Source organism: Nonomuraea sp. NPDC049649 (assembly GCF_040675175.1).
GTDB lineage: Bacteria > Actinomycetota > Actinomycetes > Streptosporangiales > Streptosporangiaceae > Nonomuraea.
Map to the genome: position 1 here is coordinate 228,594 of NZ_JBFAOH010000001.1, position 17,569 is coordinate 246,162.

Here is a 17,569-nt window from a genome sequence, read left to right on the forward strand (position 1 = left end):
AATCCGGTGATCGAATTGCTATCCTCGTGCCTTGTCCCGTCCGGGGTTGCCAGCAGGGGACCTACCGGAGTGAGGTGCCATGGGTCGTAGCCGAACGATCCGTATGAAGATCATCGGCCTACTGCTGGTTCCGCTCGCCTCGATGGTGGTGCTGTGGGGCGTCATCACCGCCGTGACGGCGAGTGAGAGTCTGGAGCTGCGGCAGTACCAGACGCTCTGGACGAACCTGCGACACCCGGCGTACCGGCTCGGCAACGAGCTGCAGCGCGAACGCCTCGCCTCCGTGCAGCTCCTGCGCGGCGACGCGTCGTCCGAGAGGCCGGCGCTCACCGAGCAGCGCTCCCGCAGCGACAGGGCGATGGAGGAGTTCCAGAGACTCTCGGGCACGTCCCGGAATACGTCGGAGGCGATCCGCAAGCAGGTGGACGCGGTGGACACGCAACTCGACAGGCTCGACGCGATCCGAGGAGAGATCGACACGGGCCTGTCCGACCGTCTGCGCACGGTGGAGGCGTACAGCGCCATCATCGACACCCTCTTCGACCTGCACCGGCGGGTCGGCTACATCGACGACCTGCCGATCTACGAGCAGTCCCGGATCGTCATCGACCTCGGCTACGCCAAGGAGCTGCTCACCCGGGAGCAGGCGCTCGGCCTGGGCCCCACCACGACGGCCGAGCGCAGGCTGTTCACCCGGCTGGCCGGCAACCGGCGCTTCCTCATCGACCACTCGCTCGGCCAGCTGGACCCGAGCCTGCGCGAGACCCAGGTCTCGATCATCACCTCGCCCGCGTACCAGCGGATGCGGCTGATGGAGGACCAGATCATCGCGGGCGGGTCGCCCGCCGGGTGGCTGGACACCACAGAGTCGCTGGCGAGGTCTTTCCAAGAGGCCCAGATGCGCGCGAGCATGATCCTGCAGGAGCGCTCGGAGCCGGTGGCCGAGGCCGTCCTGGTCCGGGCTCTCCTGCTGGCCGGGACGTGCCTCGTGCTGATCCTGGTCTCGATCGCGTTCTCGCTGCGGATGGGCGGCCGGCTGTCCAAGGAGCTGGCCGGCCTCCGCGGCGCGGCGCTCGAGGTGGCCCACCATCGGCTGCCCGAGGTGGTCGCCAAGCTGCGGAAAGGGGAGGTGGTCGACGTGCCGGAGGTCTCCGTCGCGAGCACGACCGCCGAGATCGACGACGTCGGCCAGGCCTTCTCCGTCGTCCAGCAGACGGCGGTGGAGGCGGCCGTGGGCCAGGCCCAGCTGCGCGACGGCGTCGGTCACGTCTTCCGCAACCTGGCCCGGCGCAGCCAGGCGCTGCTGCACCGCCAGCGGATCCAGCTGGAGGGCATGCAGCACCGCGCCACCAACCCGGACGACCTGGACGACCTGTTCCGGCTGGACCACCTGACCACCCGGATGCGCCGCCACGCCGAGGGCCTGATCATCCTGTCGGGCGCCACCCCCGGGCGCGGCTGGAGCAAGCCGGTGCCGATGCTGGACGTGGCCCGCGGCGCCGCCGCCGAGGTCGAGGACTACCAGCGGGTGGTCGTCGAGCCGATGCCGCCCCAGTGCCTCGCCGGCCCGGTGGTCGGCGACATGATCCACCTGGTGGCCGAGCTGATCGAGAACGCCACCGTCTACTCCCCCGCGCACACCTCCGTCATCGTGCGCGGCGAGGTCGCCGCCCGCGGCTTCGCCTTCCACGTGGAGGACAGAGGGCTCGGGATGCCCGACGAGCAGCTGGCCGAGTACAACGAGCGGCTGGCCAGCCCGCCCGAGTTCGACCTGGCCGACAGCGAGCGCCTCGGCCTCTTCGTCGTTTCCCGCCTTGCCGCCAGGCATGACATTCGCGTGATGTTGCGCGATTCACCATATGGAGGGACCACCGCCATCGTGCTGATCCCGGCAGAACACGTGACAGATCCTCCGGACGAGCCGGAGGAGCCCGCCAGGGCCCCGGCCCGCCCGATCCGGGTGGTGCAAGGTGAGTAGGGACGAGCGCTGGCTGGACGAGGACGCCGGTCCGATCGTCCCGGCCTACTTACTGACCCGGGGCCGCACGGTCCCCGCGAGCGAGGCCATCGACCTCATCGCGGTCATCATCACCTCGGGCGGCCTGACGCCGCCGGTCGGGCTCGGGCCCGAGCATCTCATCATCCTGCAGAAGTGCACCAAGCCGACCCGGCTCGTGGACGTGGCCGCGGAGCTCAACCTGCCCATCGGCGTGGTGCGGGTGCTCGTCGGCGACCTGCACCAGCAGAAACTCGTCCAGGTGGAGTCGCCGCCTCCGGCCCCCGACGCCACGGTGCTCCTGGAGGTCATCGACGGCCTCAAGGCTCTCTGAGCACGTCCTCCGCCCGGTGGCAGGCGACCCGGCGTCCGTCGTGCCCGGCGAGATCGCGCAGCGCGGGCGCCCGTTCACACTCCGCGACCGCCATCGGGCAGCGCGGCCGGAACGCGCAGCCCGTCCCCGTCCCCTCGTCCGTGACCGGCCGCGCGCGCAGCGCGGGCGGCTCTCCGCCGAGCCTCGGCACCGCGTCGCGCAGCGCCCTCGTGTACGGGTGAGCGGGCCGTTCCAGCAGGCCGGCCGTGGGGCCCGACTCGACGACGCGGCCCGCGAACAGCACGTGCGAGGTGCGGCAGAGCTTCCCGACGACGGCCAGGTCGTGCGTGATGAGCAGGCGTTCGGCGGGCAGCCCCGCAAGCAGGTCGAGGATCCTGGCCTGGACCGTCACGTCGAGGGCGCTGGTGGGCTCGTCCAGGATGAGCAGCTTCGGGCCGACGGCGAGGGCGCGGGCGATGACCACGCGCTGGCGCTGGCCTCCGGAGAGCTGGTGCGGCCTGCGGCTCGCCAGGGCGGGGTCGAGGCCGACCTGTTCGAGCAGGCCGGGGACGCGGTGGCGGGCGGAGCGGGGCAGCGCCTCGGCGACGGAGCTGCCGACGCGCATCCGGGGGTCGAGGGACTCGGCCTGGAAGACGGGCTGGACGTCGGCGCGGAAGCGCTTCATGTCCACTTTTTTTAGATTTCGGTCCCCGTACAAGATATTTCCGGACATTGGGGTGAGGAGGCCGAGGAAGGCGCGCGCCAGCGTCGTCTTGCCCGACCCGCTCTCGCCGATCAGGCCCACCCCGCCCTCGGTGATGTCGAGGGTGACGTCGTGGACCACCGGCGTGCGCCCGTACCCGAGCGTCACGGCCTCCGCCCTCAGCAGGCTCACGGCAGCGCCTCCAGCAGCTCGCGGGTGTAGGGGTGGGCGGGCTCGGCGAGCACGCGGGCGGCGGGCCCGCTCTCCACGACCTCGCCGTCGCGCATGACCAGCACCCGGTCGGCGATGGTGGAGACCAGGGCCAGGTCGTGCGAGACCAGCAGCAGCGCCAGCCCGCGCTCGGCGCAGAGGCCGCGCAGCACGGCCGCCACCTCGGCCTGTACGGTCACGTCCAGCGCGCTGGTCGGCTCGTCGGCCAGGATCGCCTCCGCGCCCAGCGCGACGGCCAGCGCGATCGCGAACCGCTGCGCCTGCCCGCCGGAGATCTCGTGCGGGTAGCGGCGCAGGATGGCCGGGTCGAGCATGACCGCCCGGACGGCCTCCGTCATGACCCGTTCGGCGTCGCCCACGCGGTGCAACTTGAGCGCCCGGCGCATCAGCGTGCCGAGCCGGGTGGTGGGGCTGAGCGCGGCCTGCGGCGACTGCATGACGAGCGCCACCCGGGCGCCCCTGATCGCGCGGAGCTCGGCCGGCGAGGCGGCCGTCACGTCCACCCCGGCCACCCGGATCCGCCCGGAGACCTCGGCGCCCTCGGTGAGCCCGAGCAGCGACAGCAGCGTCGTCGACTTGCCGGAGCCGCTCTCCCCCACGATCGCCACGCACTCGCCCGGCGCCACGTCCAGCTCGGGCACCCGCGCCACGGTCCGTCCGCCATAGCTCACCCGCAGGTCGCGTACCTCGATCACGTCACGATCCTCCGCGGGTCCAGCGCGTTGCGCAGCCCCTCGCCCAGCACGTTGAACGCGAACGCGGTCAGCAGGATCGCCAGCCCGGGGAAGGTGACGACCCACCAGTTCGTGGTGAACAGCGTCTGCCCCTGCTCCACCATCAGCCCCCACTCGGCCGTCGGCTCCTGCGCGCCCAGCCCGAGGTACGAGAGCGCGGCGGCGGTGAGGATGACCCCGCCCGCGTCGAGCGAGACCTGGACCAGGACGGGCGTCAGCGAGTTCGGCAGCACGTGCCGCAGGATGATCATGTGCGCGGGCACGCCCAGGCAGCGCGCCGCGTCCACGTACGGGCGGGTGGCGATGGAGGCGGCCATCGACGCCGACAGCCGCGCGTACCACGGCCACCAAGTGACGGCGATGGCCACGATCACGGTGGTGACGCTCGGCCGCAGCACGACCGCCAGGGCCACCGACAGCAGCAGCGCGGGGAAGGCCAGGAACACGTCCGTGACCCGCATGATCACGTCTCTGACCCAGCCGCCCGCGTACCCGGCCACCACGCCGAGCAGGACGCCCGCGGTGGCCGAGACCGCCAGCACGGTCACGGCGATGAACAGCGACGTCCGCCCGCCGTACAGCACCCGGCTGAACACGTCGCGGCCCGCCGCGTCGGTGCCGAACCAGTGCGCCCCGTCCGGAGCCCGCAGCGAGTCGAACGGGTTCACCTCGTCCGGCGGGTAGGGGGCGATCCACGGCGCCAGCAGGGCGGCCAGCGCGATGAGCGCGATCAGCACGGCCCCGGCGAGGGCGAACCGGTCGGTGACCCGCGGCAGGGTGCGGCGGAGCGGCGCCGCCTCGGCGGGCGTGCTCACCGGGCCCTCGCCCTCGGATCGACGACCCCCTGCAGCAGGTCGACCACCAGGTTGGCGAGCACGTACACCAGCGCCACCAGCAGCGTGACGCCCGCGACGGCCGGGGTGTCGGAGTGGGAGATGGCGTTGACCGCGTAGCGGCCCAGGCCGGGCCAGTTGAAGACGGCCTCCACCAGGAACCCGTTGACGATCGCGTACGCGAAGACCAGCGCGATCAGCGACAGCACCGGGTTGAGCGCGGGCCGCAGCGCGAACCTGGTCAGGATCGTCGTCTCGCGGAACCCGAGCGCCCGCTCCATCCGGGCGTGGTCCTGCGACGCCTCCTCGATCAGTGTGGCGCGCACCATCTGCGCGATCACCCCCGCCGGGTAGGCGGCCACGACCAGGGCCGGGAGCACCAGGTGGGACAGCGTGCTGGTGAAGATCGGCCAGTTGCCGGTGATGAGCGCGTCCACGAGGGTGATGTTCGTCCAGAGCGTCAGCGGGCTCGTGGTGTCGAGCGCGCTGTCGTACTCGCCGGCGACCGGGAACCAGCCCAGGTGGCTGGCGAAGACCGTCTGCAGGGCCAGCGCCAGCCAGAACACCGGCAGCGACACCGCCAGCATGCTGGTCAGCCGTACCGAGAAGTCCGGGAGGCGGCCCTTGAACCGGGCGGCCAGCACCCCGACCGGGATGCCCGTCACGACGGCGATCACCAGCCCGGCCCCGACCAGCTCCAGGCTGGCCGGGAAGGCGTGGTACAGGTCCTCCAGCACCGGCCGCCGGGTGTGCAGGCTGGTCTGCCAGTCACCCGACAGCAGGTCGGTGACGTAGGCGCCGAGCTGCACCCAGAGCGGCTCGTCCAGCCCGAACCGCTCGCGCACCTCGGCGAGCTGCTCGGGCGTGGCCTTGGGCCCGGCGTAGGCGACCGCCGGATCGCCGGGCACCATCCTGGTGATGACGAACGTGAGGGCGACCACGCCGGCCATGACCAGGAGGGCCTGGCCCAGCCGGCGGATCAGGTAACGCGGCATCGCTCAGCCGGCGGGCTTGAGGTCGTGGAAGAAGACCACGTTCGGGTAGGCCGGGTTGTCGACGTACCCCTGCACGTCCGCGGAGAGCGCGCGCTGGTAGGTCTGCACGTACGGCACCGCGACCGCCGCCTGCTCGTCGATGATCTTCTTCTGCAGGTCGGCGTAGGCCTGATGGGCGGCGAGCTGATCAGTCGCGGTGAGCCGCGGCAGCCCGTCGATGGCCGCGTCGATCTCCTTGTCCTTCAGGTACGACAGGTTGAACTGGACGTCGTCGGCGCTGCGGAAGACGTTGAGGAACCACGAGTACGGGTCGGCGTAGTCGGGATACCAGTACATGACGAAGATGTCCTGGCCGCCCTTCTTGCCCTGGTCCCACTGGGCGTTCCAGGCCATCGCCCGCGCCTGGAGGTCGATGTTGACCTGCTTCAGCGCCGCCGTGAGCAGCGTGACCAGCAGCTTCTGGTCCTCGTCGCCCTGGGCGTAGGTGAGCGTGAGCTTCAGCTCCGGGTTGTCCGGGCCGTACCCGGCGTCCTGCAGCAGCTCCTGGGCCTTCTCCAGGTCCTGCTTCGGCTCCAGGCCGGCGGTGTGGCCGAGCAGGCCGGGCGGGACCAGCCCGCTCGCCTTCTGCCCCGCGCCCTTGAGCGCCGCCACCAGGCCGTCGTAGTCGATGGCGTGCTGCAGCGCCCGCCGGATCCGCACGTCCTTCAGCGGCCCGTCGGCGGTGTTGAACAGCACCAGCAGGTTCTGGAACGACGGCGCCTGCTTGGCCTGCACGCCCTCGGTCATGCCGGCCTGCTCGAACAGCTGCGGGTTGAGCCGCTGCACGAACCCGACCTCGCCACTGCGGAGAAGCTGCCAGGCCGTGGTGATCTCCGGCGTCACCCGGAAGGCGACCTTCTTGTACTGCTCGGGCTGCCAGCCGCCCCAGTAGTCCTCGAACGCCTTCAGCGTCAGCTCGGTCTCCTGGCCCTTCTGCCAGGTGTCGATCGTGTACGGGCCGGTACCGGCGTCGAGCTTGCCGTCCTCGACGTCCTCGGCGTTCTCCTCCAGGGCGTCGGCGTCGTAGATGTGGGCCGCGTACCCGGAGGAGGTGATGAGGTCCATCGGGGCGGCGTACTTGAGCTTGAACGTCAGCGTCGAGGCGTCCGGCGTCTCGATCGTGTCGACCGCGTCCCAGATGTAGGCGGCGCCGCCGCCCGCCTTCATCGTCCGCTCGATGGCCTTCTTGGCGGCCTCGGCGTCGAGCGTGCCGCCGGTGTGGAACTTCACGCCCTGACGCAGCTTGAACGTCCAGAGCTTGCCGTCGTCACCCGAGGTCCACTCCGTGGCCAGTAACGGGTCGACCTCCTTGGTCTGGGCGTTGTAGCGGGTGAGACCCTCGTAGATGTTGGCCAGGGCGATGATCTCGTTCGAGTACGAGGTCGCCGGGTCCCAGTCGGTCACCACGTCCAGGTTGGGGGCGTAGACGAAGGTGGCGTCGTTCTCCGCCGTGTTCTCCGCCGTGTTCTCCGTCGTGGTCGCCGCCGTGCTCTCTTGGCCGGTGCTCGGCTGTGGGGTGCCGCCGGCGCCGCGCACCTGGCCACCCGCGCACGCGGATGCGGCCAGGGCCACGACACCGGCGATCCCGGCTACGAGCAGACGCTTGTGCCAGCGCATGGGGGGATCCTTTCGAGTTGTCACCGGGTGAGTGGACCGGCGGCTTTGGCGTGTATCCGCACGGCAGGCTCGGCGAGATAGCTGAGCGGCACCTCGAGGAGGTCGACGATCTGGACCCGGGCCGGATCCGCGCCCGCGGCCACGGCACGCGCCGCGGCCTCCTGTCTGACCCTTTCGATCGCCTCTGTCCGGCTTCCACCCGCAGGCATGATCGTATCCACTCTGCCGCTCGCCAGGGCGATGGCGGCGCCGACGGCGTTGGCCACCTCTGCGTGCTCGGGGCGGACGACGCGGCTCACGCCGGGGATCTCGCCGGGCAGCAGGAAGGCGCCGCCACCCACCGCCACCAGCGGACGCCCGGTGCGGCCGAGCGTCATCCGGTCCACGGCGTCGGCGGCCAGGCCGTCGGCGATGGCGAGGGCGTTTTGCAGAGTGTCGCGGATATCTTCCGACATGTCGCCCAGGTCCCAGGTGACGCCCGCGGGCCGCCGCCCGGCCGCGACCGCCGCGTCCGTGAGCGTCGCCGTGCCGCCCCCGAACACCAGCGCCTCCTGCTCGATCCGGTAGCCCACCGAGTCGGGGCCGACCCCGGTGCCGCGCACGACCGTGCCGCCGCCGAGCGCGATGGCCAGGATGTCCGGCATGCGGAAGTTGGTGAGCACGCCGCCGATCTCCACCGCCGCCGCCGACTCGCGCGGGAACCCGCCGGTCAGCACCCCGAGGTCGGTCGAGGTGCCGCCGACGTCCGCCACGATCGCGTCCGGCACCCCCGACAGGAACGCGGCCCCGCGCAGCGAGTTCGCCGGGCCGGAGCCGATGGTCGCCACCGGCAGCCGGGCCGCGTGCTCCAGCGTCATCAGCGTGCCGTCGTTCTGCGCCAGGTAGGGGGTGGCCGTCAGGCCCCGCTCCGCCAGCGCCGCCGTCAGGGCCGCCGTGACATGCCGGGCGACCCCGTACAGCGCGGCGTTGAGCACGGTCGCGTTCTCGCGCTCCAGCAGCCCGAGCGAGCCGATCTCGTGGCTGACCGAGACCGGCAGCCCGTACTCGCTCCTGACCAGCTCCTCGACGGCCCGCTCGTGATCGGCGGTGGCCGGGCTGAACACGGCGGTCACCGCGACCGCGTCCGCCTCCGCCTCGTCCAGGAACCGGCGGATCGAGCCGGGGTCGACGCGGCCGATCTCGCGCCCGTCCACGTAATGACCGCCGGGCACCACGGCCTCCCCGGCCGAGACGGCCTCGCGCAGCGCGGCGGGCCAGCCGGTGAGCGGCGGCACGGATGTGGTGGCGGGCGCGCCCAGCCGCAGCACGGCCACCCGGCCCAGGTTGCGGCGCTCCAGGATGGCGTTGGTCGCGTGGGTGGTGCCCAGCATCACCCTGCCGACCCGGCCGCGCGCCTCCTCGCCCAGGCTCCGCAGTACGGCGTCCAAGGCGTCGCGCAATCCCCCGGTGACATCCCGGCTGGTCGGCCGCTTGGCCTTGGCTATCACCCGGTCGGCCGCGTCGAGCACCACCGCGTCGGTGTTGGTGCCGCCGACGTCGATCCCGATCCGCAGGTCCGGCTCAGCCATCGGTCAGGTCCTCCACGGGTACGTAGTCCAGGTCGTAGCCGAAGGCCCGGGGCCCGGCCGTGTCCAGCCCCCTGTCGGTGCGCCAGAGCGGGTCGCACGGCCAGGCGAGCACGGTGACGCGCTGGCCGTAGCGCAGCGCCTCGGTCTGGATCGCGGCCGCGGTCTCGGTGTCGACCACCGTGATCAGGTCCGGCACCATCGCGCGGGCCTGGTTGTCCTCGACGGCGACCAGGTTCTCGTTCTGCAGCTCCAGCACGAGCGTGCGGCCGCGGTCCTCGCCGGTGCCCTCGACCGTGGCCGTGCCCCTGACGAACCCACCGCTGGTGCGCCGCGCCACGTCGGTCAGCTTGCCGGTGATCAGCCGGACCGCCCCGAGCGCCGACGTCAGGGCCGCCAGCGGGTCGGCCGCGCCCTCGGTCGACCGGCCGATCTCCAGCGCGCGCGTGACCGTACCCTCGATCACCGCTCCCCTGGCCCGCTCGGCGGTGAGCACGTAGTCGGCCATCAGCGCCGACGAGCCCGACGCCACGCAGACCGCCCGCGCCAGCCGCTCCGACCACAGGCCGTCGACCGGGCGGATCGTCACCACGTTGCCCGCCACGTCCGACATGATCACCAAATCGGCGGGTAACCCCGCCACGTACATCGAGACCATCTGGACCTCGGGGAAGGCCCGGCCCATGCCGTCCGCGTCGAGCAGCGGCAACCCGAGCTGGGCGGCCCACGCCACCGGGGCGACCCCGTTCGAGCCGCCGATCTCCGACGACATGACGGCCGCCGGCGGCCTGCCGAACAGGCGCTCGACCTCCCCGGCGATGCGTACCGGCTCGTCCTCGCCGTGGAGCATCTCGTGGCTCACGGTCGGCGCGCCGATGCCGGACAGCGGGACGACCAGGGCGTCCGGAGGGAGGTCGGCCAGCCTGACGAGCGGCACCGGACCGTACGTCTCGATCGCCCGCACGGCGGCCAGCGACCCGGCCCGCACGTCGCCGCCGCCACCGGTGCCGAGGACGGCGCAGCCCCGCGCCAGGGCCGGAATGTCAGTTTCACTGATCCTCATAAGGAACCCCAAGCTCGCACATAGCACCGCATCACGCCAGTGACGTGGCGTGCGCGAACCGTCGGTGCCGGGGTTTAAAGTGCGGGGCACGGCCCGGTCGTTCACCCTCGGCGCACACTGGTCAAGTGAGACGGCGTCGTCCTGCACAATTGACCGGCGGGACCATCGAAAGGCAGGCAAGTGCTCTCTATACACCAGCGGATCGCCGAAGAGCTCGGGGTGCGCGAGGGGCAGGTGCGGTCCGCGGTCGAGCTGCTCGACGGCGGCGCGACCGTGCCGTTCATCGCGCGCTACCGCAAAGAGGTGACCGGCGGCCTCGACGACGCCCAGCTGCGCACGCTCGAGGAGCGGCTGCGCTACCTCCGCGAGCTCGACGAGCGCCGGGCCGCGATCCTGGAGTCGATCGAGTCTCAGGGCAAGCTCGACGACGAGCTGCGCGCGCAGATCATGGCGGCCGAGACCAAGGCCCGCCTCGAAGACATCTACCTGCCCTACAAGCCGAAGCGGCGCACCAAAGCGCAGATCGCCCGCGAGCTGGGGCTGGAGCCGCTGGCCGACAAGCTGCTCGGCGACCCGGCGCTCGACCCGGCCGAGACGGCCGCGGGCTTCGTCACCGAGGGCGTGGCCGACGCCGGGGCGGCGCTGGAAGGCGCCAGGGCGATCCTCATCGAGCGGTTCGCCGAGGACGCCGACCTGATCGGCGCCCTCCGCGAGCAGCTCTGGGAGCGCGGCACGCTCGTCGCCAAGGTGCGCGAGGGCAAGGAGGAGGCGGGCGCCAAGTTCTCCGACTACTTCGACTTCGCCGAGCCGTTCACGAAGCTGCCCTCCCACCGCGTCCTCGCCCTGTTCCGGGGCGAGAAGGAGGAGATCCTCACCCTCACGCTGGAGCCCGACGACCCCGCCGCCTACGAGCAGCGGATCGCCGCCCGGTTCGGCGTCTCCGACCAGGGCAGGCCCGCCGACACGTGGCTGGCCGAGACGGTCCGCTGGGCGTGGCGCACCCGCATCTTCGTCCACCTCGGCATCGACCTGCGGATGCGGCTCTGGCAGGCGGCCGAGGACGAGGCGGTGCGGGTGTTCGCGGCCAACCTGCGCGACCTGCTGCTGGCCGCGCCGGCCGGCAGCCGCCCCACCATGGGCCTCGACCCCGGCCTGCGCACCGGCGTCAAGGTGGCCGTGGTCGACGCCACCGGCAAGGTCGTCGAGACCGCCACCATCTACCCCCACGAGCCCAAGCGGCAGTGGGACCAGTCCCTGGCCGTGCTCGGCGCGCTGGCGCAGCGCCACGGCGTCGAGCTGATCGCCATCGGCAACGGCACCGCCTCCCGCGAGACCGACAGGCTCGCCGGCGAGCTGGTCAAGCACATGCCGCACATCACCAAGGTGGTGGTGTCGGAGGCGGGCGCGTCGGTCTACTCGGCGTCCGCCTACGCCTCCCAGGAGCTGCCCGAGCTGGACGTGTCGCTGCGCGGCGCGGTCTCGATCGCCCGCCGCCTGCAAGACCCGCTGGCCGAGCTGGTCAAGATCGACCCCAAGTCCATCGGCGTCGGCCAGTACCAGCACGACGTCGCCGAGACCAAGCTGTCCCGCTCGCTCGACGCGGTGGTCGAAGACTGCGTCAACGGCGTCGGCGTCGACGTCAACACCGCCTCGGCGCCGCTGCTGACCCGCGTGTCGGGCATCGGCGCCACCCTCGCCGAGAGCATCGTCCGCCACCGCGACGCCAACGGCCCCTTCCGCACCCGCACCGCGCTCAAGGACGTGCCGCGGCTGGGCCCGAAGGCGTTCGAGCAGTGCGCCGGCTTCCTGCGCATCCAGGGCGGCGACGACCCGCTCGACGCCTCCGCCGTGCACCCCGAGGCCTACCCCGTGGTCCGCCGCATCCTCGACTCGGCCGCCACCGACCTCAAGACGCTGATCGGCAACACGGCGACGCTGCGCTCGCTCGACCCCGCCGCCTACACCGACGACACCTTCGGCCTGCCGACGGTCACCGACATCCTGCGCGAGCTGGAGAAGCCCGGCCGCGACCCGCGCCCCGCCTTCCGCACGGCCGCCTTCAAGGAGGGCGTGGAGAAGCTGTCCGACCTGGAGCCGGGCATGATCCTGGAGGGCGTGGTCACCAACGTGGCCGCGTTCGGCGCCTTCGTCGACGTCGGCGTCCACCAGGACGGGCTGGTCCACGTGTCGGCCATGTCCCGCTCCTTCGTCAAGGACCCGCGCGACGTCGTCAAGCCGGGCGACATCGTCCGCGTCAAGGTGCTGGACGTCGACATCCCGCGCAAGCGCATCTCCCTCACGCTCCGCCTCGACGACGACGCCGAGCGCCAGGAGGGCAAGCGCGGCGACGGCGCCCGCCGCGACAACCCGCGCGGCAACGGCTCACGCGGAGACGGCCCCCGGGGCGACGGCGCCAAGGGCGACCGGCGCGGCGGCAACCAGCGCGGCAACGCCCAGCGCGACCGCCGCGGCCAGTCCCAGCGCCGCGCCGAGCCCACGGGCGCCATGGCCGAGGCCCTCCGCAGGGCGGGCCTCACCGGCAACAACAAGTAACCCGCCCGCCTGTGCCGCGACCCGCGGCACAGGCGGCGCTCCGACCCTGCCCTCCGTACGAAACCCGCCGCGGACCAGCACCACCACGGAGGGTCCGGAGCCACGCATCCCCCGCCCCCAGCTGGAGGATCCCTCCGCTCCTCACCCGCGGTGAGTTCCGATCCCATCGGTTGGTTCGTAAAGGCGGGGGGTTTGTCAGTCGGTCTGGCTAGTGTGCCGATCATGACTTCCCTTGCTGATGAAAGCCTGTTCTCGGCGCTCGGCCGGGTGGTGGTGCTGGTGGACGATCCGGACAAGGCCCTGGCCTTCTACCGTGACGTCCTGGGTTTCCGCGTCCTGCACGATCAGACGGCGGACGGCTACCGCTACCTGCACATGGGCGTGCCCGGCCAGGAGGCGACCGGTCTCTGGCTCATGCCTGCCACCGGCGACGCCGAACGCGACCTGATCGGACGCCAGTGCGGTGGCCAGCCCCTCCTCGTGCTCTACACCTCCGACCTGACCCGGGTCAGCGACCACCTGCGCGCACACGGCGTACGGGTGTGGAACGAACGGGAGGACACCAGCAGCCGCTCCCTCCACCTGGCGGACCTGTACGGAAACGTGATCGTCGTCGCCCAGCTGCTCGAATAGTCGCGCATCCGGCACGGAGCGATACCGTCGAAGAGTGACCACGTACAACCGCGCGATCGAGCAGGCCCGCGACCTCCTCCGCTGGCGTTCACCCCTGCGCACGGAGCTCTGGGCGTCCCGCCTGGCGTCCGAGGCCGACCAGGACCTGCTCAACCAGCTCGCCGGTGCCGACCGCCCCGAGGCCCGGCTCGCCCTGGCAGCCCTGGCCGCCATCGAAGCCACCCCGGACGCGGACGATCAGGAAGCGGACGCGGAAGGCCCACGTCACCCGGACGCACCCGGCGCGGTCGATCTCGCCGCTGCCGGGCGGGAGGCGCTGGAGTGGCTGCCCGCGTGGGCGGCCCGGATGGGGGACGTGGTCTGTGAGGGCGGCTGGTACGGGAGGGGCGACCGGTACGGCGAGCAGGTGCTGGCCGCGCTCGCGTTCCGGTACGCCAACGGCAAGGAGCCGCACCTGCTGGTGGTGGGCGTCGACCAGGCGCACGGCGGGCTGGCGGTGGACGCGGTGGTGGAGGAGCCGAAGTTCCTCGACGACCTGAACCTCGCGCCCACACCTCCGGAGGTGGTGGCCGGCCGGATGCTGGACGCGTTCGAGGTGACCGACATGCTGATGGGCGCGGAGGTCGCGGAGGGCCTGCCCGCCGTCCGCGCGCTCGCGCTGTCACGTGCCCGGTCCGTCCCCGATCCGGTACGGCACGCCCCCGACGAGACCTTGGCCGCCTTCGGCGAGCTGCCCGATCTGCCCGGGGCGGACGAGGCGTTCGGCGCGCTGGTGGAGTTCCTGGGCGAGCGCCCGCTGTGGTGGAGCCCGGCCAGGGTGTCGGCGTTCCTGACCGTGTGGCTGCCCCGCGAGGCGATCCTGAGCGAGGCGGCGATCGCCGCGATGCCCGAGGTCCTGCGGGCCTGGACCCGGCATCTGGGCGACCACGAGGAGGTCCGCGACCGGATCGCCGCGGAGGCTCCCCGCCTGCCCGCGCTCATGGCCGACGAGTCGCTCGCGGGCCTCGCCAAGCGCATCGCCCGGCGGGAGATGGAGTAGCCGGGGGCTGGCCCATTCGGCGGGGGCGGCTATGCTGCGCTGTGACGGTCACGCTTGCCCCCGCCCGGGCGTTGAGAGGGAGACTCACTCGATGTACAAGGAGTTCGCTGCCGAGGTTGTCGTCTGGATCGTGCCGGTCGTGGTCATCCTCGGCCTCGCGATTCTGGTCACCGCCTGACAGCCAGGGGCGTATCGCCCCTGGCACTCACTCGCAGGTCGAAGCGGATCTCTCCGTCGAGCCAGCGTCTCCACAGCCTCGACACCATCTCGGCGCGGTTCCTGCACATGGTTCCCCCGTGGCTGACCGGTTCGCCGCCTCCCCCTGTCGAAAGCGGCACCTCCGATTAACCCACCAGAACCTGAACAGGGTCAACCGCTCATATGTCCGGACAGGTCAGGACTGCTTGCCGGTGAAGGACGGCGAGCCAGGGCCGCTTCCCAGCGAAGAGCGGCGAGTTCCGGACAGGTCAGGACTGCTTCCCGGTGAAGGGCGGCGAGTTGCCCTCTTCGCTCAGCTCGGCGATGGCCAGCTCGGCGGTGGGCCTGATGTCGAAGAACTTGTCGAGCGCGGTGATCGCGAACAGGTGCTTACACCGCCCGTTGAGCCCGGACAGCAGCAGCTTCCCGCCCGACGCGGTGACGGCCTTGTGCAGGTAGACCAGCACGGACAGCCCGGAGGAGTCGCAGACGCTGACGGCCTGCATGTCGATGACGAGCATCGGCGGCTGGGTGAGATCGAGAGCCTTGGTGACTCGGTCGCGGACCTCGGCGGCTGAGCCGAAGTCGAAGTCGCCCGTCAGCCTCGCGATGACGCACGGCCCCTGGAGACCGAGACTGATCGACAAGGCTTGGTCGGAAGTCACCCAGCTCCACCTACCCGCGTTGCGTCTGACTTCCCCTTACTTTACGAGAAGTATCGGCGCGGGTTGAACAGCAGCATCTGGTCGATCTGGTTGTCGGTCACCCCCGCCTCGCGGAGCGCGGGCAGGACGTCGTCGTAAATGTGGTCGTAACGCCAGTTCGGGACGACCTCGGCGACCATGTCCCATTCATGGGGGAAATAGTCCATGAAGCAGGACGCGTCGTGGCTCAGGACCATCCGGTCGGCGTAGCCGCGCTCGCACAGCGCCGCGACGGTGGCCACCCGCTGCGCCGTCGGGTTGTAGAGGTCGAGCCCGAACCGGTCCATGCCGAGCGTCGCCCCGGTGTCGGCGAGCCGCCGCAGGTAGTCGAGGTCGTTGCTGTCGCCGGCGTGCCCGACCACGACCTTGGTCAGGTCCACGCCCTCCTCGGCGAACAGGTCGAGCGCGGTGATCCCGCTCTGGGTGGCGGAGTTGGTGTGCACGGTGATCGGCGCGCCGGTGCGCACGTGCGCCTGGGCGACGGCCCGGCAGATGCGCTCCACGCCCGGCGTGAGCCCCTTCGCGTCGACCACGCACTTGAGGAAGGACGCCTTGACGCCGGTGTCGGCGATCCCCACGGTGAGGTCGCGGACGAAGTCGTCGATCATCGGGTCGGGCATGTCGAGGAGCAGCCCGGGGCCGCGGTGCTCGTACTGGTGGGGCAGTTCCTCGAAGCTGTAGATGCCGGTGGCGACGATGATGTTGAGCCCCGGCACCCCCTCGGCGACCCGCTGGATGCGCGGGATGTAGCGGCCGAGCCCCCACACGGTCGGGTCGGCCAGCGTCCGCACGCCCTTGGCCACGAGCGCGTTGAGCTTCTCGATCGCGTCGGCGACCCGGACCTCCTCGTCCCACCAGCCGCCCTTGCCGTAGTTGTCGAGATGCTCGGTGGAGGTGACGAAGATGTGCTCGTGCATGAGGGTCTGCCCGAGCTCGGCGACGTCGACGGGGCCCCGGACGGTGTTGACGACGGACATGGCGCACTCCATACCGTTGGGTCTGTTCCGCGCCACCCTAGCGACTGTTGATCACCCGTCAACCCTCCTTCAGCCGGGGAAAGAGCGGCTCAGGCAGCGCCCGCCGCCCGCCGGAAGTCGAACGCCTCCAGCGCCTCGTGCACCCGCTCCCCCGCGCGTGCGACCGCCTCCAGCGGCTCCGGCCGCGCCTCGGGCACCCGCCCGCCGCGGAACCGGTGCACCATCGTCACCACCCGGTTGACCAGGTTGCCCGCCCCGTCGGCCAGATCCGCGTCGGCCCGCGCCACCAGCCGCTCCTCGGTGAAGTCGGCGTCGCCCACCCGCGGCACCTCGCGCAGCAGCCACCACCGCACCGCGTCCACCCCGTACGCGCCCGAGAGCGCTGCCGGGTCGGCCGTCACGCCGCCCGACTTGCTGATCTTGCGGCCGCCGGCGGTGATGTAGTCGTGCACGAAGATCCGCGTGGGCAGCGGCAGCCCGGCGGAGAGCAGCATCGCCGGCCAGTACACGGCGTGGAAGCGGATCACACCCTTGCCCATGAGGTGGACCTTGCGGGGCTCGCGTTCCCACCAGCGCGCGTAGTCGTCGCCCTCCAGCGCCGTGATGTAGTTGGCCAGCGCGTCCCACCACACGTAGACCACCTGGTCCGGGTCGCCCGGCACCGGGATGCCCCAGCCGCGCGAGCGCGCCGCCGACCGGGAGATGCTGATGTCCTCCAGCCCGGCCTTCAGGAACGCCAGCACCTCGTTCCGCCGCCCGGCCGGCTCGATCGCCAGTTCGCCGCTCCCGATCAGGTCCAGCAGCGGTTCGCGGTAGCGGGAGAGCCGGAAGAACCAGTTCTCCTCCGACACCCGCCGCAGCGGCGCCTCGTGCCCGTCCGGGCAGGGCCCCTCCGGGTAGAACTGCTCGCAGCCGACGCAGTAGAGCCCTTCGTAGTGCCTGCGGTACACGTCGTGCGCGGTCGCCCGCCACAGCCGCGCCACCCCCGCCCGGTGCCCCGGATGCGTGCTGGTCCGGATGAACGCGTCGAACGACAGGTCCAGCGGCCCGCGCAGCCCCTCGAACGCGGCGGCGTTCCGGTCCACCAGCTCCCGCACCGGCACCCCCGCCGCCTCGGCCGCCAGCACGTTCTTCAGCGAGTTGTCGTCGGAACCGGTCTGGAACCGCACCGGCTCCCCGCGCCGCCGATGATGGCGCGCCAGCACGTCGGCCTGCACGATCTCCAGCGCGAACCCGAGATGCGGCCGGGCGTTCACATACGGAATGGTCGTCGTGATGTACATCGGGTGCGCCTCCCGCCGCCCATTTTTCGCTCGTACGAGTGAAGCAGTTCCGACGAGTTACCCGTACGAGAAAGCCGGTCCACGAGACCGCGC

At 71.7% G+C, this 17,569-nt stretch carries 15 protein-coding genes; 5 read left to right on the forward strand and 10 right to left on the reverse strand.

Annotated features, from left to right (window positions below; all coding sequences use genetic code 11):
• Window positions 1–103 precede the first annotated feature (103 nt).
• Together AB0J42_RS01090 and AB0J42_RS01095 are read left to right on the forward strand one after the other, a co-directional pair.
• Window positions 104–1,978, forward strand: coding sequence for a nitrate- and nitrite sensing domain-containing protein (locus AB0J42_RS01090; protein WP_364286955.1), 1,875 nt, complete (start codon window positions 104–106; stop codon window positions 1,976–1,978).
• Complete coding sequence (locus AB0J42_RS01095) at window positions 1,971–2,330, forward strand: DUF742 domain-containing protein (protein ID WP_148029695.1); 360 nt, start codon at window positions 1,971–1,973, stop codon at window positions 2,328–2,330. The genes AB0J42_RS01090 and AB0J42_RS01095 overlap by 8 nt, the downstream gene beginning before the upstream one ends.
• Here AB0J42_RS01095 and AB0J42_RS01100 read toward each other — a convergent pair.
• The 7 genes from AB0J42_RS01100 to AB0J42_RS01130 are packed head-to-tail and all read right to left on the reverse strand — an operon-like array spanning window position 2,317 to window position 10,089.
• Window positions 2,317–3,204, reverse strand: coding sequence for an ABC transporter ATP-binding protein (locus AB0J42_RS01100; RefSeq protein WP_364286958.1), 888 nt, complete (start codon window positions 3,202–3,204; stop codon window positions 2,317–2,319). The genes AB0J42_RS01095 and AB0J42_RS01100 overlap by 14 nt on opposite strands.
• Window positions 3,201–3,938: an ABC transporter ATP-binding protein gene (locus AB0J42_RS01105; protein WP_364286961.1), complete on the reverse strand. Its 738-nt coding sequence runs from the start codon at window positions 3,936–3,938 to the stop codon at window positions 3,201–3,203. The genes AB0J42_RS01100 and AB0J42_RS01105 overlap by 4 nt, the downstream gene beginning before the upstream one ends.
• Window positions 3,935–4,792, reverse strand: a complete 858-nt coding sequence (locus AB0J42_RS01110) for an ABC transporter permease (protein WP_364286964.1) — start codon at window positions 4,790–4,792, stop codon at window positions 3,935–3,937. Before AB0J42_RS01110 ends, AB0J42_RS01105 begins: the two co-directional genes overlap by 4 nt.
• On the reverse strand, window positions 4,789–5,805 hold the full coding sequence (locus AB0J42_RS01115) for an ABC transporter permease (RefSeq protein WP_364286967.1): 1,017 nt from the start codon (window positions 5,803–5,805) through the stop codon (window positions 4,789–4,791). Before AB0J42_RS01115 ends, AB0J42_RS01110 begins: the two co-directional genes overlap by 4 nt.
• 3 nt (window positions 5,806–5,808) lie before the next feature.
• The gene (locus AB0J42_RS01120) at window positions 5,809–7,461 is read right to left on the reverse strand and encodes an ABC transporter substrate-binding protein (RefSeq protein WP_364286970.1); all 1,653 of its coding nucleotides are present in this window, start codon (window positions 7,459–7,461) and stop codon (window positions 5,809–5,811) included.
• 20 nt (window positions 7,462–7,481) lie between these two features.
• Window positions 7,482–9,029 carry a hydantoinase/oxoprolinase family protein gene (locus AB0J42_RS01125; RefSeq protein ID WP_364286973.1) on the reverse strand — a complete coding sequence of 516 codons (1,548 nt, stop codon included), beginning with the start codon at window positions 9,027–9,029 and terminating at the stop codon, window positions 7,482–7,484.
• Window positions 9,022–10,089, reverse strand: coding sequence for a DUF917 domain-containing protein (locus AB0J42_RS01130; RefSeq protein ID WP_364286976.1), 1,068 nt, complete (start codon window positions 10,087–10,089; stop codon window positions 9,022–9,024). Before AB0J42_RS01130 ends, AB0J42_RS01125 begins: the two co-directional genes overlap by 8 nt.
• A gap of 180 nt (window positions 10,090–10,269) precedes the next feature.
• Between AB0J42_RS01130 and AB0J42_RS01135 the strand changes: the two genes are divergently transcribed.
• The 3 genes from AB0J42_RS01135 (at window position 10,270) to AB0J42_RS01145 (ending at window position 14,314) form a co-directional block, all read left to right on the forward strand.
• Complete coding sequence (locus AB0J42_RS01135; protein WP_364286979.1) at window positions 10,270–12,642, forward strand: Tex family protein; 2,373 nt, start codon at window positions 10,270–10,272, stop codon at window positions 12,640–12,642.
• A gap of 222 nt (window positions 12,643–12,864) precedes the next feature.
• On the forward strand, window positions 12,865–13,275 hold the full coding sequence (locus AB0J42_RS01140) for a VOC family protein (protein WP_364286982.1): 411 nt from the start codon (window positions 12,865–12,867) through the stop codon (window positions 13,273–13,275).
• A 34-nt stretch (window positions 13,276–13,309) separates the two neighbouring features.
• Entirely contained in the window at window positions 13,310–14,314 is a 1,005-nt protein-coding gene (locus AB0J42_RS01145) for a hypothetical protein (protein ID WP_364286985.1), read from the forward strand.
• Window positions 14,315–14,781: 467 nt separating this feature from the next.
• On the opposite strand, the gene AB0J42_RS01150 is transcribed toward AB0J42_RS01145, so the two are convergent.
• From AB0J42_RS01150 to AB0J42_RS01160, 3 genes are all read right to left on the reverse strand, one after another.
• The gene (locus tag AB0J42_RS01150) at window positions 14,782–15,177 is read right to left on the reverse strand and encodes an STAS domain-containing protein (RefSeq protein ID WP_364286988.1); all 396 of its coding nucleotides are present in this window, start codon (window positions 15,175–15,177) and stop codon (window positions 14,782–14,784) included.
• A gap of 41 nt (window positions 15,178–15,218) precedes the next feature.
• The gene (locus AB0J42_RS01155; protein WP_364286991.1) at window positions 15,219–16,193 is read right to left on the reverse strand and encodes a phosphotriesterase-related protein; all 975 of its coding nucleotides are present in this window, start codon (window positions 16,191–16,193) and stop codon (window positions 15,219–15,221) included.
• An 89-nt stretch (window positions 16,194–16,282) separates the two neighbouring features.
• On the reverse strand, window positions 16,283–17,476 hold the full coding sequence (locus tag AB0J42_RS01160) for a methionine--tRNA ligase (RefSeq protein WP_364286994.1): 1,194 nt from the start codon (window positions 17,474–17,476) through the stop codon (window positions 16,283–16,285).
• Window positions 17,477–17,569: the final 93 nt, after the last annotated feature.